This is a genomic window from Micromonospora sp. CA-246542 (genome assembly GCF_050942905.1).
Classification (GTDB): domain Bacteria; phylum Actinomycetota; class Actinomycetes; order Mycobacteriales; family Micromonosporaceae; genus Micromonospora.
This window is the reverse complement of record NZ_CP192040.1, coordinates 5,961,175-5,981,882: the sequence shown is the minus strand read 5'-3', so window position 1 is coordinate 5,981,882 and position 20,708 is coordinate 5,961,175. Positions and strand designations below refer to the sequence as shown.

The following is a 20,708-nucleotide window of genomic DNA, read 5'->3' as shown; positions in this document are numbered from 1 at the left end:
CAGACGAGTCCCAGGCTACGCCGTACGGATCGCCCCGGCATTTCCGCCTCGGTCGGGTGGCCCGATTCACAGAAGATGCCAGAAGTTCGGCAACCCCTGCGGCAATCGTCGCCGGCTGGTACGGCGGGATTGAGTATCCCGACGGATGTCTCGGCCGGCCCTCCTCCACCAGGATCGGGCGCATGGATGGACACGGGGCAGGGGGGCGCTACGGCAGGAGCATGGGGGTGGCGGCCGGTTGGTACGTCACCGCCATCGCGGCCGTGGCGGTGGGCACCACGAGCGTGCCGAGCACACCGGTGGGCGACGACTGCGCGGCCTGGTTCAGTTGCCTGTCGCCGGGGGAGTCGCTGGCGTTCGTCGCGCTGGTGTGGGGAGCACCGATATTCGTCGGGGTGATGTTCGTGACGGCGCTGGTGGCCGCGCTGGCCGCCCGGCTCGTCCCGTCGGCCGTGATCGCCGGGACCCTGTCCGCGGTGGTCAGCCTCACGCTCTGCGGCGCCGTCCTCGCGGGGCTGGCATGAAGCGCCTCGGCCTCGGAGGGGTCTTCTTCGCCTGGCTCTACGGGGTGCCGTTCCTGCTGATGGTGGGGCTGATCCGCCGCGTCTCCGCGCCCTACACGCCGACGTACGCCGAAGCCAAGGCCTTCGGCGCGACCACCGACGCCCTGTTGACGACCGGGCTCGTGCTCAACGCGGTGCTTCCGGTGATCGGTCTGCTCCTGGCCGGGCTGGCCGGGGACGAACGGTGGCGTCGCCACTTCGCCGGGGCATTCGGCGGGGTGGCGCTGATCTACGTGGCGGTCGCGCTGGTGAGCGGCATGGCGACCAGCGCCCTGATCGGGCACGTCCCCGCCGACCAGGAGCCGGCACCGCAGATCACCCAGTGCATACCCATCAGCGGCGGCCGGGGCTGCCCCGGCGGCTGACGCCCGTGCGGCCGTGCCGCCACCACCCCCGATTACGAGAGGAAGGGCCCCTTACTAGACACCAGGCGTTAGTAAGGGGCCCTTCCTTCGGGGGAACCTCTCGGTCAGGAGATGTCGCGCCGGCGGATCAGCAGGGAGCCGGCGACGCCGGTGACCACCGCGTATCCGATCAGCACGGCCGCGCCGGCCCAGCGCGGCGGGTTGCCGGGGATGTCCGCCCCGGTGACCATCAGCGCCGAGGCCAGCGACGGCACCAGCAGTTGCAGGTTGTTGATCCAGTCGCCCCAACGATCCGCCAGGATGGCGATGACGAAGATGGCGCCGATCGAGCCGCCCAGGTAGAGCAGGATGCCGGTCACGGTCGCGCCGATCTGGCTACGGATCAGCACGCCGATGCCGACGCCGAACACGGCCCACAGCAGGTACGCGAGCAGGTTCAACCCGATCGCCCGCCAGGCCGCGTCGTTGCCCAGTTGCCCGTCCACCCCGACCGCGCTCAGCACCGCCGACCCGGCGATCAGGTTGAACACGGTGGTGACCAGCCAGAAGAGCAGCGCCAGCACACCCGCCGCGACCAACTTGGCGAGCATCACCGCGGTGCGGTGCGGGCTCGTGAGGAACGTGGTGGTGACCGTCTGGTGGAAGAATTCGCTGGTCACCACGATGATGCCGAGCAGCATGACGATGAGCAGGCCGAAGAACTGCCCGGTGGTGAACAGGTTCGACGAGAGCGCGTCCGGAGTGGCCGCCGCGGCGAACTGGTCCGCCTGATCGCCCACCTGGGCGGGGTCGGTGCTGGTGAGGGCGTCGGCCTGCAACCAGTTGATGAGCAGCGTGAGCGCCCACAGCGGCAGGCTGATCAGCGCGAAGATCCACCAGGTGTTGGTGGTACGGATCTTGAGCAGCTCGGATCGGACCAGGTTCATCGGATGCCCGCCTTTCCGGCCGTCAGCTCCAGGAAGACCCGTTCCAGGTCGGGTCGTTCGGTGGACAGTTCGTGCAGTTCCACGCCGGCGGCCAGGGCGGCCCGGCCGATCGTCGGGGCGTCCACCCCGGAGACCAGCAGCACGCCGTGCTCGTCCGTGGTGACGGTGGCCGACTGCGCCTTCAGCGCGGTGGTCAGCGCCTCGGCCTGCGGGGTGCGGACCCGGACCTGGGCGCCCTGCGCCATCGACCCGAGCACCTGCTCGACCGGCCCCTGCCGGACGAGCTGCCCGGCCGCGATGATCACCACGTCGTCGGCGAGGAGCTGCATCTCGGACAGCAGGTGGCTGGAGACCAGCACCGTACGGCCCTCGTGGGCGAGGTTCTTGAGGAACCCGCGCATCCACCGGATGCCCTCCGGGTCGAGCCCGTTGGCCGGCTCGTCGAGGATCAGCACCCGCGGGTTGCCGAGCATCGCGGCGGCGATACCGAGCCGCTGCTTCATGCCCAGCGAGTAGCCCTTGAACTTGCGCTTCGCGGCCGGGGTCAGCCCGACCAGTTCCAGCACCTCGTCGGCCCGGCTGCGGGGCAGACCGGCCGCCGCGCAGATCACCCGCAGGTGGTTGATGCCGGTGCGGCCCTTGTGCGCGCTGGACGCCTCCAGGATCGCGCCGACGTGCCGCAGCGGGTCGGTCAGGTCGGCGTAGCGGTGGCCGCTGATGGTGGCCGTGCCCCCGGTCGGCGTGACCAGGTTCAGCAGCATGCGCAGCGTGGTGGTCTTGCCGGCGCCGTTCGGGCCGAGGAAGCCGGTCACCCGCCCCGGTGCCACGGTGAAGGACAGGTTGTTCACCGCCCGCACGTTCTTGTACTGCTTCGTCAGACCGGACACCACGATCTGACCGTCGCTGGTGGGGCTTCGCTGCCCGTCAGTCATCGTTCTCCTCCCGTGTGGCGTCGAGGTACGCCGTGGCACAGCGTGACGGTACCGAGCAACAAGGTCAATCAGCCCGAGTACCTACGGCGTGGTCCTCCTTGGGAACGACGTCCGGCACGACGACGGACCTCAGCGGGCGATCCAGGTGGCCCGGGCCGCGCCGAGCAACGCGCCGTCCGGGCCGTACAGGCTGGTGTGCACCAGCGCCTTGCGGCCGTCGACACCGATCAGCGCGCCGGTCACCACGCACTCGTCGCCGGGCGCCGGCCGGGCCGCGACCACGGCGGCGATCCGACCCAGCAGGTACGGGCGGTCCGACGCGAGCACCGTCCAGCCCCGGGACAGTCCAGCGCGGCCCAGACGGTGGCGTCGTCGACCTGCTCGGGCGCGCGGAACGGCGCGGCGGTCCGGCCGTCCGGCAGCCGTCCGGGGAAGATCCGCAAGCCGTCGGTCCGGCCCGGACCACAGACGAAACACCCGGGGTACGGGTGCGCGACGAACCCGGCGTAGCGGGTCGCCGCCTCCGCCGCCGTCCGGGCGTCGACCGGTGGTACGACGGCGTCCACGACACCGGCCGGGCGGACCTCGGCCACCAGGTCGCCGGCCGGGTCCCGGACCTCGCCGTCGACGAGGGTCAGCTCCGTCTCCAGCGGCGGTGGTCGACGCAGCGTCACCTCGACCGGTCCGGGCCCCGCCGCGGTGGCGAAGAGCCCGGCGCTCCACCCGCCGTTGCCGGAGCCGGTGGGCCCGTTGTAGCGGGACTCGACGCGCATGGGTGACCTCCGTGAAGCGTGGACCGGCATCGTCGCCGGTCCGTCCCGCAGCCTCGCACGACGGCATCCCGCAGGCATCCGCCGACCGGCGTTCATCCGTCCGACACCAGCGGTGCCCGCCGATGGCACCCAGGGCCCTTACACAGATCCCATGGCCGTTCTGCATGTCGCTGGCACGCCACTGACGACCAGCGGATACACCCTGCTGATCGCCGACGACCCCACCCAGGTCGCGGCCGCGCAACGCCTGCGCCACGAGGTGTTCGCCACCGAGTTGGGCGCCACCCTCGCACCCGGTGGAGCCGGGTTGGACGTGGACCCCTTCGACGCCCACTGCGACCACCTCATCGTCCGGGAGGACAGCACCGGGCAGGTGGTCGGCACGTACCGGCTGCTGCCGCCGGGGCGTACCGACCGGCGGTACGCCGAGAGCGAGTTCGACCTCGCCGCGCTGGACCCACTGCGCGACGACCTCGTCGAGACGGGCCGGTCCTGCGTGCATCCGGACCACCGCTCCGGCGCGGTGATCAACCTGATGTGGGCGGGGCTCACCCGCTACCTGCACCTGCGCGGCTCGCGCTGGCTCGGCGGCTGCGCCTCGGTACCGGTCGACGACGGCGGTCGTACGGTCGCCGGGGTGTGGGCCCAGGCCCAGGCCCGGCACCTGTCGCCGCCGCCGCTGCGGGTCCGGCCGCTGCGTCCGTGGTTCGCCGAGCCGGCCGCCGCCCTGACTCCCGCCACCGATCCGGCCGCCCGGGTGGCGGTCCCGCCGCTGCTGCGCGGTTACCTGCGACTCGGCGCGTGGATCTGCGGTGAGCCGTCGTACGACCCCGACTTCGGGTGCGCCGACTTCTACGTGCTCTTCTCCCTCGACCGGATGAACCCGCGCTACCTGCGGCACTTCCTGGGCGGGGACGAGCGGTGAGCGTCGCGGCGCACGACCTGTGGCGGCCCTCGTCGGGCTGCGACGACGACTGCCTGCCGGCAACCGGCGAGGTGCCCACGGTGTCGGTGGCCCGCCGGGTGCTCCGGCTGGTCGCGGCGGGCGGCATGTTGCTGGCCGGGGTGGGCGTGGCGGTGCTGCTGCCCGTACTGCCGGCGTCGGAGCGGCAGGCCCTGCTGCGCGCCTGGGCCCGTGGCACCGTGCGCGCCTTCGGCGTCCGGCTGGTGATCAAGGGGCGGCTGCCCCGGCGGCGCGCGCTGCTGGTCGCCAACCACGTGTCGTGGCTGGACATCCTCGCCGTGCTTTCGGTCGCGCCCACCCGGATGGTGGCGAAGCGGGAGATCCGGTCGTGGCCGGTGGTGGGGCTGCTGGCCGCCGCCGCGGGCACCGTCTTCGTGGACCGGTCGCGCCCGCGCGCGCTGCCGGCCACCGTGCGCCGGCTCGCCGACACGCTGCGCGCCGGCCGGTCGGTCGCGGTCTTTCCCGAGGGTACGACCTGGTGTGCCGGGAACGGCGCGGCCGAGTGTCGCCCCGGGGGCGGCTTCCGTCCGGCCATGTTCCAGGCGGCGATCGACGCGGGCGCTCCGGTGGTGCCGCTGCGTCTCGGGTACCGGATCGCGGACACCGGGGCGTGCACCACGGTCGCCGCGTTCCTCGGCGCGGACACCCTGCTGCGCTCGGTGGCCCGGGTGGTCGCGGCCCGGCACCTGGTGGTGTCGGTGACGATCGCCGCCGCGCTGCACCCGGGGCAGGACGCCGACCGGCGGTTGCTGGCCCGGGCCGCCGAGTCGGCCGTACACCTGGTGGCGGCCGTCCCGGCGCGGACCCGGCTGCGGCCCGTCGCCACCCTGCCCCCGGCCCTCCCAGAGCCGACGCCCAACCCCGGTCGGGAACTGGACCTGGCCGCCTGAACCGGCCCCCGTCCTGTGGCCGGCCCCCGTCCTGTGGCCGGCCCCCGTCCTGTGCCGGCCTCCGCCCTGTGCCGGCCCTCGCTCGCGGTGCCGGCCCCCGCCTCGCGTGACGCGTCCGCTTGCGTGCGGGAACGCCGGTCAAGATCCGCGCAACAACCGGGATGTTGCTGCCTCCGGCGCGCCGGAGGCAGCAACATCCGGGAAACTGCCCGGTCTTGGCGGGTGCCGAGGCACAACGTCTCGCGACAGTCTTGTCGTATCGCGATGTATCGCGTTACTGTCTTCTCGGGAGGCACCCTCCGTGTCCTCGAGAGGAGCACAGCCATGGCCGGATGGACGGTCGAGACGCCGCAGCGGCTCACCCTGGACGGTCCGGTCACCCGGCTGGACGTCCGCCTCGTGAGCGGACGGCTCAACGTGGTCGCCGCCGACGGGCCGGCCCGGATCGACATCACCGAGGTCGGCCGTCGACCCGTCCTGATCGACCACTCCGACGGTCGCCTCAGCATCCGCCAGGAGCGGGACTGGGGCTGGCCGAACTTCCTGCGCGGCCTCCGGGCGATCCACCGCTTCCCCCGGGTGGACGTCTCGGTGGCCGTACCCGCCGACGTCCTCGCCGACCTGGGCCTGGGCGCCGGCTCGGTGGTCGTCTCCGGGCTGCGCCGGCAAACCACCGTCGACCTCGCCGCCGGCCAGATCACTCTCATGGGGCTGCGCGGCACCACCTTCGCGAAGCTCACCTCGGGGCCGGTGGAGGCGCTCGGGGTGCGCGGCGACCTCACCCTGGAGACCGTCTCCGGGGAGGTGATCCTCGCCGACAGCGCCGCCGAGCGGGTGCGGGCGCAGACGGTCTCCGGCGCGATCACCTGCGACCTGGACAATCCCCGACGCAGCGACATCCGGCTCGCCACGATCTCCGGCAGCATCACCGTCCGGGTCCGCGAGGACAGCGACCTCTCCGTCCGGCTGAACACCGCCGCCGGCCGGATCACCAGCGGCTTCCCGCAGGTCCGCAGCTCGACCTTCCCGCTGCCGAACAGCGAGGGGGTGCTCGGCAGCGGTGACGGTAAGCTCTGGGCCTCCGCGACCTCGGGCAGCATCGCCCTGCTCGCCCGAGCGGTCGACGACGATTCCGAGGAGCTGCCGTGACCGCCGTGTTCAGCCACGGACGGCTCCGGCTCTACCTGCTCAAGCTCCTGGACGACGGTCCCAAGCACGGCTACGAGCTGATCCGCCTCCTGGAGGACCGGTTCCTCGGGCTCTACGCGCCCAGCGCCGGCACCATCTATCCCCGGCTGCAACGGTTGGAGGCCGAAGGGCTGGTCAGCCACACCGCCGCCGGTGGTCGCAAGACGTACTCCATCACCGACGCCGGCCTTGACGAGCTGCGCCAACGCGCCGGTGAGCTGGCCGCGTTGGAGGCGGACATCGCGGCCTCGGTGGCGGATCTTTCCACCCTGGCCGGCGAGATCCGCAGCGAGGTGCGCGGCTCGACGCGTGACCTCAAGCGGGAGCTGAGCGAGGCCGCCCGGCAGACCCGGCGGGCGCGGTGGGCACCCTCCGCGTCGTCGCACCGACCGCCACCGCCCGACGCGCCACGCGCCGCCCTGCTCGACGAGTTCGACGAGCGGCTGGCCTCGTTCACCGGCGAGGTGAGCCGCCTGGCGCGCGGGCGGCAGTTCAGCGACACTCAACTGCGCACGGCGATCCGGCTGCTCGACGGGGCCCTGGACGGGCTGCGCCGGCTGCTGCGCTGACCGTTCGGCGACTCACAGGATTTTTCCAGGAAGCGTCCAGCGCCGGTGCAGTGAGTTCACCGATGATTGGGCCCATGCCCGCTACCCAGACCGAGGCGCGACTTCTCGTCGTCGAGGACGACCCGAACATCCTCGAACTGCTCTCCGCGAGCCTGCGCTTCGCGGGCTTCGACGTGGCCACCGCGACCAGCGGCAGCGCGGCCCTGAACGCCGCCAAGGACCACCGGCCCGACCTCGTCGTGCTCGACGTGATGCTGCCGGACCTGGACGGCTTCGAGGTCATCCGGATGCTGCGCGAGGGCGGTACGCGTACCCCGGTGGTCTTCCTGACCGCGCGGGACGCCACCGACGACAAGATCCGCGGGCTCACCCTGGGCGGCGACGACTACGTCACCAAGCCGTTCAGCCTGGAGGAGTTGACCGCCCGGATCCGCGCCGTGCTGCGTCGCACCACCACCGGCGAGCAGGCACCGTCCCGGCTCACCTTCGCCGATCTGGAGCTGGACGAGGAGACCCACGAGGTGCACCGCGCCGGGCAGCGGGTGCAGCTCTCCCCGACCGAGTTCAAGCTGCTGCGCTACCTGATGCTCAACGCCAACCGGGTGCTGAGCAAGGCGCAGATCCTCGACCACGTCTGGAACTACGACTTCCGGGGCGACGACAACATCGTCGAGTCCTACATCTCCTACCTGCGCCGCAAGGTGGATACCGGGCAGCCCCGGTTGATCCACACCCTCCGGGGCGTGGGGTACGTGCTGCGCAAGCCGGCGGCGTGAACCCGGTCCAGCAGGCGAGGGTGCGGGTCCGCAGCGTGCCGCTGCGGCTCAAGCTGGTCACCTCGGTGCTCACGCTCGTCGCCGTCGCGCTGTTGGTGATCAGCTCGCTGACCGCCTACTTCCTGCGCAACTACCTACAGGGCCAGGTCGACGGGCAGGTCAGGTCGACCGCCCAGGGCCTCGGCCAGTTGCTCCCGAAGCTGCGCAGCGGTGAGGTCGGCGCGATGCTGCCCAGCGACTACGTCGTCATCGTGGCCGACGAGCAGCAGGTGTACCAGCCCAAATACGACCGTCTCAGCTACGACCCCGACCAACTGCCCGCGTTCCCCACCAGCCGCGCGGGTTTCGAGGCGGAGGAGGGCGAGCCGCAGACCGTCCTGGCCCACAACGGCTACACCCGCTGGCGGGTGTACTACGCCCCCCAGCCGGACGGTTCCGTGCTGGCCGTGGGTCAGCCGCTCACCGACGTGGACCGGGCGGTGAAGCAGCTCGTCTGGATAGACCTCCTGGTCGGTGGCGCGGTGCTGATCATGCTGGCGTCGGTCGGCGCGGCGATCGTCCGGACCAGCCTCAAACCCCTCGTCGAGATCGAACAGACCGCCGCCGCCATCGCCGGGGGCGACCTCACCCGCCGGGTGCCCGACCCCGAACAGGGCCAGGAGCATCCCACCTCCGAGCTGGGGCGGTTGTCCCGCGCTTTGAACGCGATGCTCACCCAGATCGAGGCGGCGTTCACCGCTCGCGCGGCGTCCGAGACAGCCGCCCGTTCGGCGGAGAGCAGCGCCCGGGACGCGGCCGCCGCGGCCCAGACGTCCGAGGCGCGGGCCCGGCGCTCCGAGGAGCGGATGCGGCAGTTCGTGGCGGACGCCTCGCACGAGCTGCGGACCCCGCTGACCACCATCCGCGGCTTCGCCGAGCTGTACCGGCAGGGCGCGGCCCGTGCGCCGGAGCAGACCGCCGGCCTGCTGCGCCGGATCGAGGACGAGGCGGCCCGGATGGGTCTGCTGGTGGAGGACCTGCTGCTGCTGGCCCGGCTGGACCGGGAGCGCCCGCTCTCGCTGGCCCCGGTGGAGCTGCCGGTGCTCGCCTCCGACGCGGTGCAGGCGGCCCGCGCGATGGCCCCGGACCGGCGGATCGACCTGGACATCGAGCCCGGATCGGGTCCGCTCGTCGTCTTCGCCGACGACGCGCGCCTGCGCCAGGTCATCGGCAACCTCGTCACCAACGCCCTCACCCATACCCCACCGGACGCCGAGATCCGCCTGCGACTGCGCGCCGAGACGGGCAACCTCGCCGTCATCGAGGTGGCGGACACCGGCCCGGGGCTCTCCCCGGAGCAGGCGGAGCGGGTGTTCGAGCGGTTCTACCGCGCCGACGCGGCGCGGACCCGACGCGCCGACGGCAACACCGGTACGGGCCTCGGCCTGGCCATCGTGGCGGCTCTGGTGACCGCCCACCACGGTTCGGTCGAGGTGGCGGAGACGCCGGGTGGTGGGGCGACCTTCCGGGTCCGGCTGCCGCTGCTGCCGTCGACCGAGGAGAGCGGCGAGTGACTTTCAGCCAACTTCCAGGACGGTTCCAGCTTGGTCGCAGTGCCGGGGGAGAAGGTAGGGACATGACCGAGTTTGAGTCCGACCCGCAGCGCCGGCCGGCCCCCACCGACGCCGAGCCGTCGCACCCCACCGCCGAGCTGCCGCGCGACGAGCGCGCGCAGTCCGACTCTCCCACCACGCCCGTTCCGGTCGTTTCGGCCGACGGGACCGCCACCCCGGCCGCCGCCACCCCGGCCGCCGACGACGCGCCGACCGCGCCGGTCGGCCAGCCCACCGGGTACGAGCCGCCGACCGCCGCGCAGCCCACCGGGTACGAGCCCTCGACCTCCGGGTACCAGCCGGCCGCCGGCCAGCCCACCGGGTACGAGCCGCCGACCGCCGGCGCGTCCGCGCCGCCGTACCCGGTCTCCGGCCACCCGGCGCCCGGCCAGCACGGCTACCCGCAGCCGACCGACGGTCGCTACCCGGGTGCCCCCTGGTACGCGGGCCAGCAGTCCGGCTGGGCCGGCGGGGGCCAGCCGGGCGGGGCCTACCCGCAGCACCCCGGACAGCACGCCCAGCACCCGCAGCACCTCGGACAGCACGCGCAGCACCCGGGACAGCCCGTGCCGCCCTGGGGCCCGCAGGCCACGCCGCCCGGTTCCGGGCCCCGACCGGGCCGGATCGCCAAGTTCGCGGGCGCCGGTGTGGCGGTGTTCGCCCTGATGCTCGGCTCCGGCGTGGCCGGTGGGGCGCTCGCGCTCGCCCTCGACGGCGACCGTGGCGGCGTCACCCGCACCTACACGGCAGCGCCGGTGCTCAACAGCGCGGACCTGCCGAAGATCGCCGCCGCCGTACAGGACAGCGTCGTCTCCATCGCCACCGACAGCGGTGAGGGCTCCGGTGTGGTGCTCACCGCCGACGGCTACGTGCTCACCAACAACCACGTGGTCGCCTCCGCGAGCGGGGACACCGTGCAGGTCGTCTTCGCCGACGGCAGGAACGTCCAGGCGAAGATCGTCGGCACCGACCCGAAGACCGACCTGGCGGTGGTCAAGGCCAACGGCGTGAGCGACCTCAAGCCGGCAAAGTTCGGCGACAGCGACGCCATGCAGGTCGGCGACCAGGTTCTCGCCCTGGGTAGCCCGCTTGGCCTCCAGGGCTCGGTGACCGCCGGAATCCTCAGCGCCCGGGACCGCACCATCCGGGCCGGCGAGGGCCAGCAGCAGGACCCGAGGCAGCAGGGCCAGGCGGTCAGCTCGATCTCCGGGCTGCTGCAGACCGACGCGCCGATCAACCCCGGCAACTCCGGTGGCGCGCTGGTCAACACCCGGGGTGAGGTGATCGGCGTCAACACCGCCATCGCCACCTCCGGGCAGAGCACCGGCAACATCGGCGTCGGCTTCGCCATCCCGAGCAACAAGGCCAAGGACGTGGCGGGCAAGCTCCAGCGCGGCGAGAAGGTCAGCCACCCGTCGCTCGGGGTCGGTGTCAACCAGGCCGAGGGTGGCGGCGCGCTGGTCGCCTCGGTCACCCCGGGCAGCCCCGCCGAGAAGGCCGGCCTCCAGCAGGGCGACGTGGTCACCCGCTTCGGCGACAAGGCGATCAACGACTCCGACGACCTGGTCGGCGCGGTGCAGGCCGGCAAGGTCGGCGACCGGGTCGAGCTGCACTTCAAGCGCAACGGGGCCGAGAAGACCGCGACGGTGACGCTCACCGAGACGTCCTGACCGACACCACAGAACCTGCCTCCCTCCGGCGGCGGGTGGCGGAGCCAAGGGGGTTGGCTCCGTCACCCGCCGCTTTTTTCCACGGCGGTTTCACCCGGTTCGGGTGAACCGCCGTCACCCGTGTGCCCGGAAGGCTCGTGGGGCGAGCCGGCGAGCGTACGGGGGTGGGCCGATGAGCACGGTGGATGTCGAGGACGACCAGCGGATCCAGCGGGACGTCCTGGCCGAGCTGGCCTGGGATCCGCAGGTGCTGCCGAACGAGATCGGGGTGACCGTCGACCAGGGGGTGGTCACCCTCACCGGGTACGTCGACGGCGCTGCCCGTGGCTGGGCGGCCACCCGGTGCGCCCAGCGGGTCCGGGGCGTACGCGCGGTGGCCGACGAGATCGAGGTACGGCTACCGGGGACGCCGGGGCGTACCGACGGTGACATCGCCCTCGCGGCGTCCCGCGCCCTCGAATGGGACAGTTTCGTGCCCGCCGAGCGGTTGGACGTCAGCGTGGCCAACGGCTGGTTGATGCTGCGCGGCGAGGTCGAGTTCGGCTGGCAGCGCCGCGCCGCCGAGGGGGAGCTGCGCCGCCTGGAAGGCGTACGGGGTGTCACGAACCTCGTCGAGGTGCGACCGTCGACGCCGCCGCCGGACGAGCGGACACGGCAGGACGTCCAGCGCGCGCTGGCGCGGACGCTCGGCGGCGAACGGGTGACGGTGGAGGTGGACGGTGACACGCTGGTCCTCGCCGGGGTGGTCCGCTCATGGTGGGAACGGGACCAGGTGGAGCGGGTGGCGTGGTCCACGCCGGGTGTGCGGGTCGTGCACGACCAACTCCTGGTCGGCGGGTGAGCGTCCGTCTTGTCCGGTTTATCGGTGGTCGCGGGGGGAACCCGCCGCGAACCATGCCGACCGGGGGACCAACGGGGAGGACTCGTGGCCGTGAACCACCCGCCCGCCGACCGCCCGCCGGAGCGGTCGTTGCGCATCGCGATGGTGGTACCGCCCTGGCTCTCCGTGCCGCCGCCCGGCTACGGCGGCCTGGAACAGGTGGTGGCCGGCCTGGTGGACGCATTGACCGCGCACGGTCACGCGCTGACGCTGTTCGGCGCCGGTGAGCAGCATGGCACCGCGGCCAGCGGCTTCGTCTCCACCGTGGCGGAGGTGCAGTACGAACGACTCGGCGAGTCGCTGCCGGAGCTGGCGCACCTGGCCCGGGTGAACCGCCTGATCACGCCGGCCGACTTCGACGTGATCCACGACCACAGCACGATCGGCCCGCTGGTGGCCGGTCGCCGGTCGGTGCCGACGGTGGCGACCGTGCACGGCAACCCGGTGGGGGAGTACGGCGACGTGCTCGGCGACGCCGACGAGAACGTCGCTCTGGTGGCCATCTCGCACGCCCAGCGTCGACTCAACACGGGTCTGCCCTGGGCCGGCACCGTGCACAACGCGCTGGACCTGCGGGGCTTTCCGCGTAAGACCGAGCCGGGTCCCGGGCCGGTGCTGTGGCTGGCCCGGTTCAGCCCGGACAAGGGCCCGGACGTCGCCATCCGCGCCTGCCGGGAGGCGGGCCTACCGCTGCTGCTGGCCGGCAAGTGCAACGAGCCGGCCGAGCGGCGCTACTACGAGCAGGTCGTCGAGCCGCTTCTCGACGAGGACGTGACAGTCGTCCTCAACGCCGACCGTGCCGAGACCCTGCGGATGCTCGTCGACGCCCGCTGCCTGATCATGCCGATCCAGTGGGACGAGCCGTTCGGCATGGTGATGCTGGAGGCGATGGCGACCGGTACGCCAGTGGTCGCCCTGGACCGGGGCGCGGTGCCGGAACTGGTGCGTCCGGGACGTACCGGGTTGGTCTGCCGCGGGCCTGAGGAGTTGCCCGCCGCGCTGCTGGCCGCCCGGGAGCTGGACCCACTCGACTGTGTCGAGCACGTCGCCGAGAACTTCTCGGTCGAGCGGATGGCGTACGGCTACGAGGAGGTCTACCAGCGCTTCGCCCTCGGCCGGGCCGACGTGCGGGGCACGGCCACCGTCGCGGTGCGCTGACCGCCGCGCCCCGGTTCAGACACGTGCCGCGCCCAGTTCGGCGATCGCGGCGTCGAGCCGCTGCGCGTACGCCGGGCTGATCGCTCCCTCGCCGAGCCGGACGGCGACCTTCGCCCGCAGCCGCGCCACCGATGGTGCCAGTTCGTCCTGGCCGGAGCTGACGGCGACGAGCAGATTGCCCAGCGACTGGCGCAGGTCGAGGCCGACATCGCTACGGATCTCCCCGTCGCGCACCCCGGCGTCGACAAGCGCGTTGACGCGGATGCCAGCCTCGGCGAGGGTGCCCGGCCCGGCGGTGGACGCGGCGCTGGGCGGCGCCGACGACCTCGCCGGCGCCGGTTGGAACGGTGCGGCGGCGGGCGGATCGGTCGGCGGCTCGCTGGGTGCGGGCGTCGTCGGGCCGGCACTGGGCCGCACCTGGCGACGCGGCTGGTCGTCGGGGAGCAGGGCCACCCCGGCGAGCGCCACGGCGACGGCCAGGACCACCGGGATCAGGAGCAGCGCCGGACGTCGGAACGACCGGCCGGGACCGTCGCCGGGCGAGGTCAGCGGCCGGGCCACGTCGTCGGCGCGTACCACCGTCATGACGCCCGCCCGCGCGGCCGGAGCGACGGTCGGCTGCGGCGACGAGCCCGACGGGGTCAGGACCGGCACCGCGATCGTGGCGTTCGGCGGGTCGGGCGCCAGCAGGTGGCCGCGCAGCACGGTGGCGACCTGCCGGGCCGTCGGCCGGTCGGCCGGGTCGCGGGCGAGGCTGCGCAGGCAGATCCGGGCGACCTCGGTGGGCAGCTCCGGCACGCCGGCCAGCGTCGGCGCGGGGCCGTCGGCGAGCGCGGCACTGAGCTGTTCCCAGGTGTCCGCCGGGTACGGCACCCGCCCGGTCAACGCCTCGTACAGCAGTACGCCGAGCGAGTAGACGTCGGTGGCCGGCTGGGCGGGCGCGCCGTCGAGGCGTTCCGGGGCGACGTACGCCGGGGTGCCGAACGTGCCGCCGTCCTCGTCCTCGTCCGGTGCGCCGATCCGGGTGGCGATGCCGAAGTCGAGGACCTTTACCCCCATCGCCGTCATCATGACGTTGGCCGGGGTGATGTCCCGGTGCACGATGCCGAGCCGGTGCGCGGCGGCCAGCGCGTCGGCGACCTGGGCGCCCACCTCGACGGCCTCGGCCCACGGCAGTGGCCCCTCGGTGAGCCGTAGCTCCAACTCCTCGCCGCTGAGCAGCTCCATCACGACGAACGAGGTGATGGAGCCGTCCGGGTCGACCGTCTCGCCGTAGTCGTGCACCGACGTCACGTGCGGGTGCACCAACTGGGCGGCGGCGCGCGCCTCCTCCCGCACCATGTCGCGGAACCGCGCGTCGGCGGCCAGCGAGGCGGCGAGCACCTTGAGCGCCACGAAGCGGTCGAGCACCTCGTCCCGCGCGCGCCAGATGACCGACATGCCGCCGGCACCGATCTGGTCGATGAGTCGGTACCTGCGGGCCAGCAAGCGGCCCGGATGCAATGCTGCCTTCACGGATCGCACCTGCCCTCGGGGTGGGAGCGGTATCAGGTTGCGCGAATGTGTCCACCCTGTCAACGCCGACGGTACGGATCGTCGGCGGACGGTGGCTGGGGTGCGCCGACCGTCCGGTGGCGGCGGCCCGTGGGTGGGCGGCGGGCCCGTGCCAGGATGAGGACATGGCTCCGGGACCGGTGGCGTTCGTACTCGGCGGCGGCGGGGTGCTCGGCGCCGTCGAGGTGGGCATGCTGCGCGCCCTGTTCCGCGCCGGCATCCAGCCCGACATGGTGCTCGGCACGTCGATCGGCGCGGTCAACGGCGCGCTGGTCGCCGCCGACCCGTCCGAGGCGGTGACCGACCGGCTGGTCCGGCTCTGGGCGTCCCCCGAGGCCAGCGAGGTGTACGGCGACTCGGTCGCCCGGCAACTGCGCCGCTTCGCCGCCCGTACCCATCTGCACTCGCCCCGGCCGCTGCGCCGGCTGCTCGAATCCGAGCTGGGCGTGGACACCACCTTCGCCGACCTGCGGGTGCCGTTCCGCTGCTGCGCCGCCCACATCGAGCGGGCCGCCGAACACTGGTTCACCAGCGGCCCGGTCGTGCCGGCCGTCCTGGCGTCGGCGTCGGTGCCGGGTCTGCTCCCGCCCACGGAGATCGACGGCGCGCACTACATCGACGGCGGCATCGTCAACTCCATCCCGATCGGCGAGGCGGTGGCCGCGGGCGCGAGTCAGGTCTTCGTCCTCCAGGTGGGCCGGATCGAACGGGAGCTGACGCCGCCCCGGCGGCCGTGGGAGATCGCGCAGGTGGCGTTCGAGATCTCCCGCCGGCACCGCTTCTTCCGGGAGATGGCCGCGCTGCCCGAGGGGGTGGAGGTGCACGTCCTTCCGACCGGTGGGCTGAATCCGCGCGACGACACGCCGTGGGCGTACCGGGACATGGCGGCGGTGGGCCGCCGGATCAGCCGGGCGTACACCGCTTCCCGCCGCTACCTCGCCACCCACGTGGAACGTTGATGCCGCTTCCTCCCAGGTGGTTGCGGCGGCTGCTGATCGCTCCCGGCGTGGTGCTGCTCGCGGTCGTCGTGGTGACCACGCTGCCGGTCTGGGCGTTGCTGGCCGCGGCTGCCTCACCGCTGGTCCCGGGCCGGCTGCGTCCCCTGCGGCTGCTCTGGATCGGCTGTGTCTACCTGGTCTGGGACGCCGCGGCGCTGCTCGCCCTGTTCGTCCTCTGGCTGGCCTCCGGCTTCGGTTGGCGTAGCCGGTCGCCGGCCTTCCAGCGCGCGCACTACGTGCTGGCCGGCTGGTTCCTGCGGGTGCTGTTCTGGCAGGCCCGCTGGTCGCTGCGGCTGAGCATCGACGTGGTCGGCACCGACCCGGACACTGCCCTGCCCGGCCGGCCCGAGCTGGTGCTGTGCCGGCACGCCGGGCCGGGCGACTCGTTCATCCTGATCCACGGGCTGGTCAACTGGTTCAAGCGGGAGCCGCGGATCGTCCTCAAGGACAGCCTCCAGTGGGACCCGGCGATCGACGTGCTGCTCAACCGGTTGCCCAACCGGTTCATCGCGCCCACGGCACAGCGTGGCGAGGAGACCGTACGCCAGGTCGGGCACCTGGCCACCGGCCTGGACGACAACGACGCCTTCGTGATCTTCCCGGAGGGCGGCAACTTCACCCCGAGGCGGCGACTGCGCGCCATCGCCCGGCTCCGCTCGCTCGGTCTGGAACGCATGGCGAGGCGTGCCGAACGGATGCGCCACGTGCTCGCCCCGCAGCCCGGTGGGGTGCTCGCCGCGTTGGACGCCGCACCGGACGCCGGGGTCATCTTCGTCGCCCACACCGGTCTGGACCAGCTGGTCAGCATCGGCGACGTGTGGCGGGAACTGCCCATGGACAAGCGGATCGTGATGCGGTTCTGGTCGGTGCCGCCGGAGGAGGTGCCGACCGAGCGGCAGCAGCGCATCGACTGGCTCTTCGACTGGTGGGCGCAGATCGACACGTGGATCGCCGCCAACCGTGAGGTCTCCGCGTAGGGTGCGCTCGTGGAGCAGATCTGCGTGGTGACGACGGTGGTGGATGCGCGTTCGGTCGCGGACGTGTTGGCGGCCGCGGCCGTCGCCGGGCGGCTCGCCGCCTGTGCCCAGGTCGGCGGTCAGGTGGACAGCACCTACTGGTGGCGTTCCGGGGTGGAGACCAGCACCGAGTGGTCCGTGCAGTTCAAGACCGCGCCGGACCGGTTGGCCGCGCTGGTGGACCAGATCCGGGCCAGCCACCCGTACGAGGTTCCGGAGATCCTCGTGTCGAGAGTGGAGAGCGGGGACCCCGCTTACGCGGCCTGGGTGCACGACCACACCCGACCCTAGGTACGCCTACTCTGGGCCGTACCCCACCGGCTTCTCGATGATGACCGGGTGGACGACACCCGCTATCCCTGCCCCGCCTGTGGCGGCCCGGCCGACCTGAGCGCCGGTTGCGCCGGCTGCCACCGCCCACCGGACCCGACGGCGGCCGAGGTGGTCCGACTCGGCCGCGAGGTGGCTCGACTCGAACCCGAGGTCGAGCGGGCCCGCCGGACGTACACCGAGTTGGCGGGCCTGCTGGCGGCGACCTCGCGGCGGCGCGCCGAGCTGGCCGCCGTCGTGCGGGCACAGCGGGCGGCGGGGACTCCGGTGGTGCCGGCGACGCCGCTCGCCGCGTCGACGCCGGCGGTGGCCACGCCGGCACCCGGCGTGGCGGAGACCTCGACGCGGACCGTCCAGGGGTTGCTGTTCGTCCTGGGTGGACTGCTGCTCGGCACGGCGGCGGTGGTCTTCACGGCGGTGGCCTGGGCGGCCGTGGGGGTCGGTGGCCGGGCGCTGATCCTGGCGGCGGTCACGGCCCTGGTCCTGACCGTCCCGCTGCTGGTGGTCCGGCGGGGTCTACGGGGGACGGCGGAGACGTTCGCCGCGGTGGGCCTGCTGCTGGTGCTGCTCGACGGGTACGCCGCCTGGTCGGTGGACCTGGCCGGGGTGTCCGGTTGGCCGGGTACCCGGTACGCCGCGCTGGTCGGGGGGGCCAGCGCGGTGGTCGCCGTCGCGTACGGGCGGCTCAGCGGGTTGGCCGGGCCCTGGTTCACCGCGCTGGTGGCGGCCCAGCCGGTGCTGCCGCTGCTCGCGGTGGAGGCCGAGGTCGGCGCGGACGGCTGGGCGCTGGTGTTGCTCGGGGTGGCGCTGCTCGACCTCGGGGTGCTGGTCGCGCTGCGTGACGGCGTGGCGGGCGCCCGGCTCGCCGGGCGGGTTCTCGCCGGGGTGGGTCACGTCGGCGCGCTGGCCGCTGCGGCCGCGGGTGCGCTGGTGCCGTTGCTGCTGGGCCGGGCGGCGGGTACGCCGCTGCTGGCCGGGGGCCGTTGCTGCTGGTCGCGGTGACGGGGGTCGGCGCGGCGTGGCTGGTCGGTGGCGCGGCGCTGCGGGCGGTGGCCGCGGGGCTGCTGGTTCCGGTGCTCGCCGCCGCGCTGCTGCGCCCGGTGGGCGAGCTGCGTCCGTCGCTGCTGCTGCTCGCGGCGTCGACGGTGGCGCTCGTCCTGGCGGGGGTGGTGCGGTTGCTGCCCGCCGGTTGGCGTGCCGGGCCGCGTGCCGGCGCGCTGCTGGTCGCCGCTGGCACGGCGCAGATCACGGTGCTGATCACCGGCGCGTTGGCGGTGGCCGCCGCCGCCCGGTCGCTGCCACCGTGGCACGGGGCCGGTCGGGGGCCGGACCTGAGTTGGGGCTGGCAGGTGGCGCCCGCCGTGGCACTGGCGCTGGCCGCGACCGTGTCGCTGCTGCCTCGACGCCTGTGGGCGGTGCTCGCCTCGGCCGGTGCGGTGGCGGTGCTGCTCGCCGTACCGGCCGGCTGGACGGCGTCGTGGGCGACGGTGGTGGCCGTGGACCTGGTGGGTGGCGCCGTGCTGCTGCTCGCCGTGCTGGCCCGTCCGGCGACCCGACCGGCGATCCTGCTCGGCTGGGCGTCCGGCGGCGCGGTCCTGCTCGGGCACGCGCTGCTGGTGGCGCTCGCCGATCCGGTCGGCGTGGCGGTGGCGTTGGGCACCACCGGGGTGCTCGGGGTGGCCCTCGCGTCGCGGCGGGGGTCGGGGCGTACCGCCGGGTGGCGGGTGTGGGTGTGCTGGTCGCGCAGCTCGCGCTGCCCGGCGTCGCCGCGACGGCGGTGTTCGCGGCCGGCGCGCCGCCGTGGTGGCAGGCCCGGGCGGCCCTGGCCGCCGGCGGGCTCTCGCTGGTCGCGGCGCTCGCGGTGCGTCGCCGCCGGACCGACCTGCTCGGGTACGCGGTGACGGGCTCGGTGGTCGTCGCGCTGGCGGCCGGCGCCGCGCCGCTGTGGGCGGCGGGGGACGAGCCGGTGACGCTGTACGCCGCGCTGGCGGCGCTCGGTGTCGCGTTCGTCGCCCGTTGGGGCGGCCTGTCGACGACCGGTGACGAGCCGGTCGGGCCGGGGAGCAGCCGTCGGTCGGGGGCCGTCGGTGGTCGGCGCGTCGGGCGTGCTGGTGGCGGGTGCCGTGCTGGCGGGGGTCGCGGTGCTGGCCGCGTTGCCGGCGGTGTGGGGGCGCTCTTCGCGCCGTACGGGATCCCCGGGCCGGTCTGGTCCGGCGCGCCGACCGTCGTCGCCGACCGTGGGCTGCTCCCCGCCGGGCTGGCGCTCGTCACGCTGGCGGTGGCGGCGGTGCTGGCCGGTCGGCGGGTACGCCCACCCGTGCTGGCCGCCGTGCCGTTCGCCGGTGCCGCGCTGCCGGTGCTGCTCGTCGCGCTGGGCGCGCCCTGGCCGGTGCTGCCGGCGGCCACCCTGCTCGCCGGGGTGTCCGCGCTGCTCCTCGCCGCGCTGCGGACGCCTCGACGGGCGCTCGCGTCGCTCGTCGCACCGACGGGGGCGGTGCTGGCCGTGTCCGGGGTGACGGGGTTCCTGGCCACCCGGTCCGGCACGCTCGTGGCGGAGAGCACGCTCGTCGTGGCGGCCGTGGTCGTCGGCGTCGGGGCGCGGCTGGCCGGGGTACGCGTCGCCGGCAGCGTCGCGGCGGTGGGGGCGGCGTGCGCGTTGGCGGTGTCGGCGACGCTCGCCGGCGGGCTGCCGGTGCGGGCGGCGGCGTACCCGCTGCTGGGGGTGGCCGTGCTGGTCCTCGCCGTTGCCGCCGCGAGCGGCCGGCGGGTGCTCGTCGGCCGGGTGCTGGATGCCGCCGCGCAGGCGGTGGCGCTGGTGGCGGCGGTGCTCGCCGTCGAGTCGGCCCGGCAATTCGCGACCGTCTGCGTGCTGTGGGGGTGGCCGTGGCGCTGCGGCTGCTGCGACGGGGCGAGCCGGCCGGTCGACGGTGGCGGTTCGCGGCCGTCGCCGCCGGCAGCGAGCTGCTCGGGGCGTGGGTGCTGCTGGCGGCGGGCGGGGTGACCGTGCCGGAGGCGTACACCCTGCCGGCGGCGGCGCTCGCCGTCGGGGCGGGGCTGCTGGCGATGCGGACCCGGTCGGGGCTGACCAGTTGGCCGGCGCTCGGTCCGGGGCTGGTCGCGGCGCTGGTGCCGAGCCTGGTGTCGGTGCTGGCCGGGCCGGACCCGCAGCCGTGGCGGCGGTTGCTGCTCGGGGCGGCGGCGCTGGGCATCGTGCTGGCCGGCGCCCGCCGCCGCTGGCAGGCGCCAGTGCTGGTCGGGGGTGCGGTGCTGGCGGTCCTGGCGCTGCACGAGCTGGCCCGTGGCTGGGACCTGCTGCCCCGGTGGATCTATCTGGGCGTCGGCGGGTTGGCGTTGATCGGGTTGGCCGCGAGCTACGAGCGGCGGCGGCGTGACCTGGCCCGACTGCGTGCCGTGGTGGCCCGGCTGGGCTGAGTCGAGCTCGGGGGTAGGGCTCGCCCTACCCCCCGTACGGGGGTTCCCAGGGTTACTCAGCGCAACTTTTTTGGGCAGGGTTGACGGTAAGCCCGGACCGTCCGGTCCGATCCACATGAAGCGGGGAGCAGC

Annotated in this window: 20 protein-coding genes and 1 pseudogene; 17 read left to right on the top strand and 4 right to left on the bottom strand. The window is 73.9% G+C overall.

What is annotated here, in order from left to right:
• Positions 1-227 precede the first annotated feature (227 nt).
• Complete coding sequence (locus ACQP0N_RS27705; RefSeq protein ID WP_433115236.1) at positions 228-524, top strand: hypothetical protein; 297 nt, start codon at positions 228-230, stop codon at positions 522-524.
• Positions 521-928: a hypothetical protein gene (locus ACQP0N_RS27700; protein ID WP_433115234.1), complete on the top strand. Its 408-nt coding sequence runs from the start codon at positions 521-523 to the stop codon at positions 926-928. The genes ACQP0N_RS27705 and ACQP0N_RS27700 overlap by 4 nt, the downstream gene beginning before the upstream one ends.
• A gap of 104 nt (positions 929-1,032) precedes the next feature.
• On the opposite strand, the gene ACQP0N_RS27695 is transcribed toward ACQP0N_RS27700, so the two are convergent.
• The 3 genes and pseudogenes from ACQP0N_RS27695 to ACQP0N_RS27685 form a co-directional block, all read right to left on the bottom strand.
• Positions 1,033-1,854, bottom strand: a complete 822-nt coding sequence (locus ACQP0N_RS27695; protein ID WP_433115232.1) for an ABC transporter permease — start codon at positions 1,852-1,854, stop codon at positions 1,033-1,035.
• Positions 1,851-2,786 (bottom strand): ABC transporter ATP-binding protein, encoded by a 936-nt coding sequence (locus ACQP0N_RS27690; RefSeq protein ID WP_357125781.1) that lies wholly within the window; start codon positions 2,784-2,786, stop codon positions 1,851-1,853. The genes ACQP0N_RS27695 and ACQP0N_RS27690 overlap by 4 nt, the downstream gene beginning before the upstream one ends.
• Positions 2,787-2,915: 129 nt before the next feature.
• Positions 2,916-3,559 (bottom strand): annotated as a pseudogene (locus ACQP0N_RS27685) (hypothetical protein).
• A 151-nt stretch (positions 3,560-3,710) separates the two neighbouring features.
• On the opposite strand from ACQP0N_RS27685, the gene ACQP0N_RS27680 reads away from it, so the two are divergent.
• The 9 genes from ACQP0N_RS27680 to ACQP0N_RS27640 all read left to right on the top strand — a co-directional run bounded on the left by ACQP0N_RS27680 (position 3,711) and on the right by ACQP0N_RS27640 (position 13,246).
• Complete coding sequence (locus tag ACQP0N_RS27680; RefSeq protein WP_433115229.1) at positions 3,711-4,484, top strand: GNAT family N-acetyltransferase; 774 nt, start codon at positions 3,711-3,713, stop codon at positions 4,482-4,484.
• On the top strand, positions 4,481-5,413 hold the full coding sequence (locus ACQP0N_RS27675; protein WP_433115227.1) for a lysophospholipid acyltransferase family protein: 933 nt from the start codon (positions 4,481-4,483) through the stop codon (positions 5,411-5,413). Before ACQP0N_RS27680 ends, ACQP0N_RS27675 begins: the two co-directional genes overlap by 4 nt.
• Positions 5,414-5,737: 324 nt before the next feature.
• Positions 5,738-6,562 carry a DUF4097 family beta strand repeat-containing protein gene (locus ACQP0N_RS27670; RefSeq protein WP_433115226.1) on the top strand — a complete coding sequence of 275 codons (825 nt, stop codon included), beginning with the start codon at positions 5,738-5,740 and terminating at the stop codon, positions 6,560-6,562.
• Positions 6,559-7,170, top strand: coding sequence for a PadR family transcriptional regulator (locus ACQP0N_RS27665; RefSeq protein ID WP_355052797.1), 612 nt, complete (start codon positions 6,559-6,561; stop codon positions 7,168-7,170). The genes ACQP0N_RS27670 and ACQP0N_RS27665 overlap by 4 nt, the downstream gene beginning before the upstream one ends.
• 74 nt (positions 7,171-7,244) lie before the next feature.
• Positions 7,245-7,946 (top strand): response regulator transcription factor, encoded by a 702-nt coding sequence (locus tag ACQP0N_RS27660; protein WP_355052798.1) that lies wholly within the window; start codon positions 7,245-7,247, stop codon positions 7,944-7,946.
• The gene (locus ACQP0N_RS27655; protein ID WP_433115223.1) at positions 7,943-9,499 is read left to right on the top strand and encodes a sensor histidine kinase; all 1,557 of its coding nucleotides are present in this window, start codon (positions 7,943-7,945) and stop codon (positions 9,497-9,499) included. The genes ACQP0N_RS27660 and ACQP0N_RS27655 overlap by 4 nt, the downstream gene beginning before the upstream one ends.
• A gap of 62 nt (positions 9,500-9,561) precedes the next feature.
• Entirely contained in the window at positions 9,562-11,208 is a 1,647-nt protein-coding gene (locus tag ACQP0N_RS27650) for a trypsin-like peptidase domain-containing protein (RefSeq protein WP_433115221.1), read from the top strand.
• Positions 11,209-11,380: 172 nt separating this feature from the next.
• The gene (locus tag ACQP0N_RS27645; protein ID WP_433115220.1) at positions 11,381-12,049 is read left to right on the top strand and encodes a BON domain-containing protein; all 669 of its coding nucleotides are present in this window, start codon (positions 11,381-11,383) and stop codon (positions 12,047-12,049) included.
• A 141-nt stretch (positions 12,050-12,190) separates the two neighbouring features.
• Positions 12,191-13,246, top strand: coding sequence for a glycosyltransferase family 4 protein (locus tag ACQP0N_RS27640; protein WP_433121861.1), 1,056 nt, complete (start codon positions 12,191-12,193; stop codon positions 13,244-13,246).
• 15 nt (positions 13,247-13,261) lie between these two features.
• Here the strand turns inward: ACQP0N_RS27640 and ACQP0N_RS27635 are convergent, their stop codons facing one another.
• Positions 13,262-14,761 carry a protein kinase domain-containing protein gene (locus tag ACQP0N_RS27635; RefSeq protein WP_433115218.1) on the bottom strand — a complete coding sequence of 500 codons (1,500 nt, stop codon included), beginning with the start codon at positions 14,759-14,761 and terminating at the stop codon, positions 13,262-13,264.
• 164 nt (positions 14,762-14,925) lie between these two features.
• Between ACQP0N_RS27635 and ACQP0N_RS27630 the strand changes: the two genes are divergently transcribed.
• The 6 genes from ACQP0N_RS27630 (at position 14,926) to ACQP0N_RS27605 (ending at position 20,576) form a co-directional block, all read left to right on the top strand.
• On the top strand, positions 14,926-15,759 hold the full coding sequence (locus ACQP0N_RS27630; RefSeq protein WP_355052803.1) for a patatin-like phospholipase family protein: 834 nt from the start codon (positions 14,926-14,928) through the stop codon (positions 15,757-15,759).
• Positions 15,759-16,775, top strand: a complete 1,017-nt coding sequence (locus ACQP0N_RS27625; protein ID WP_433115216.1) for a 1-acyl-sn-glycerol-3-phosphate acyltransferase — start codon at positions 15,759-15,761, stop codon at positions 16,773-16,775. The genes ACQP0N_RS27630 and ACQP0N_RS27625 overlap by 1 nt, the downstream gene beginning before the upstream one ends.
• A 9-nt stretch (positions 16,776-16,784) precedes the next feature.
• Positions 16,785-17,105, top strand: coding sequence for a divalent-cation tolerance protein CutA (cutA, locus tag ACQP0N_RS27620; protein WP_355052805.1), 321 nt, complete (start codon positions 16,785-16,787; stop codon positions 17,103-17,105).
• A gap of 48 nt (positions 17,106-17,153) precedes the next feature.
• Positions 17,154-18,146: a hypothetical protein gene (locus ACQP0N_RS27615; RefSeq protein ID WP_433115213.1), complete on the top strand. Its 993-nt coding sequence runs from the start codon at positions 17,154-17,156 to the stop codon at positions 18,144-18,146.
• Between the two features lie 724 nt (positions 18,147-18,870).
• Positions 18,871-20,145 carry a hypothetical protein gene (locus tag ACQP0N_RS27610; RefSeq protein ID WP_433115212.1) on the top strand — a complete coding sequence of 425 codons (1,275 nt, stop codon included), beginning with the start codon at positions 18,871-18,873 and terminating at the stop codon, positions 20,143-20,145.
• Positions 20,028-20,576 carry an SCO7613 C-terminal domain-containing membrane protein gene (locus ACQP0N_RS27605; RefSeq protein WP_433115210.1) on the top strand — a complete coding sequence of 183 codons (549 nt, stop codon included), beginning with the start codon at positions 20,028-20,030 and terminating at the stop codon, positions 20,574-20,576. Before ACQP0N_RS27610 ends, ACQP0N_RS27605 begins: the two co-directional genes overlap by 118 nt.
• The last annotated feature ends 132 nt before the right edge of the window (positions 20,577-20,708 follow it).

Excerpts from the sequence above, each read along its gene's own strand:
- ACQP0N_RS27645 (WP_433115220.1), top strand. The coding sequence starts at position 11,381 with ATGAGCACGGTGGATGTCGAGGACGACCAGCGGATCCAGCGGGACGTC.
- ACQP0N_RS27700 (WP_433115234.1), top strand. The coding sequence starts at position 521 with ATGAAGCGCCTCGGCCTCGGAGGGGTCTTCTTCGCCTGGCTCTACGGG.
- ACQP0N_RS27650 (WP_433115221.1), top strand. The coding sequence starts at position 9,562 with ATGACCGAGTTTGAGTCCGACCCGCAGCGCCGGCCGGCCCCCACCGAC.
- ACQP0N_RS27695 (WP_433115232.1), bottom strand. The coding sequence starts at position 1,854 with ATGAACCTGGTCCGATCCGAGCTGCTCAAGATCCGTACCACCAACACC.
- ACQP0N_RS27660 (WP_355052798.1), top strand. The coding sequence starts at position 7,245 with ATGCCCGCTACCCAGACCGAGGCGCGACTTCTCGTCGTCGAGGACGAC.
- ACQP0N_RS27680 (WP_433115229.1), top strand. The coding sequence starts at position 3,711 with ATGGCCGTTCTGCATGTCGCTGGCACGCCACTGACGACCAGCGGATAC.
- ACQP0N_RS27625 (WP_433115216.1), top strand. The coding sequence starts at position 15,759 with ATGCCGCTTCCTCCCAGGTGGTTGCGGCGGCTGCTGATCGCTCCCGGC.
- ACQP0N_RS27670 (WP_433115226.1), top strand. The coding sequence starts at position 5,738 with ATGGCCGGATGGACGGTCGAGACGCCGCAGCGGCTCACCCTGGACGGT.
- ACQP0N_RS27630 (WP_355052803.1), top strand. The coding sequence starts at position 14,926 with ATGGCTCCGGGACCGGTGGCGTTCGTACTCGGCGGCGGCGGGGTGCTC.
- ACQP0N_RS27640 (WP_433121861.1), top strand. The coding sequence starts at position 12,191 with ATGGTGGTACCGCCCTGGCTCTCCGTGCCGCCGCCCGGCTACGGCGGC.
- ACQP0N_RS27690 (WP_357125781.1), bottom strand. The coding sequence starts at position 2,786 with ATGACTGACGGGCAGCGAAGCCCCACCAGCGACGGTCAGATCGTGGTG.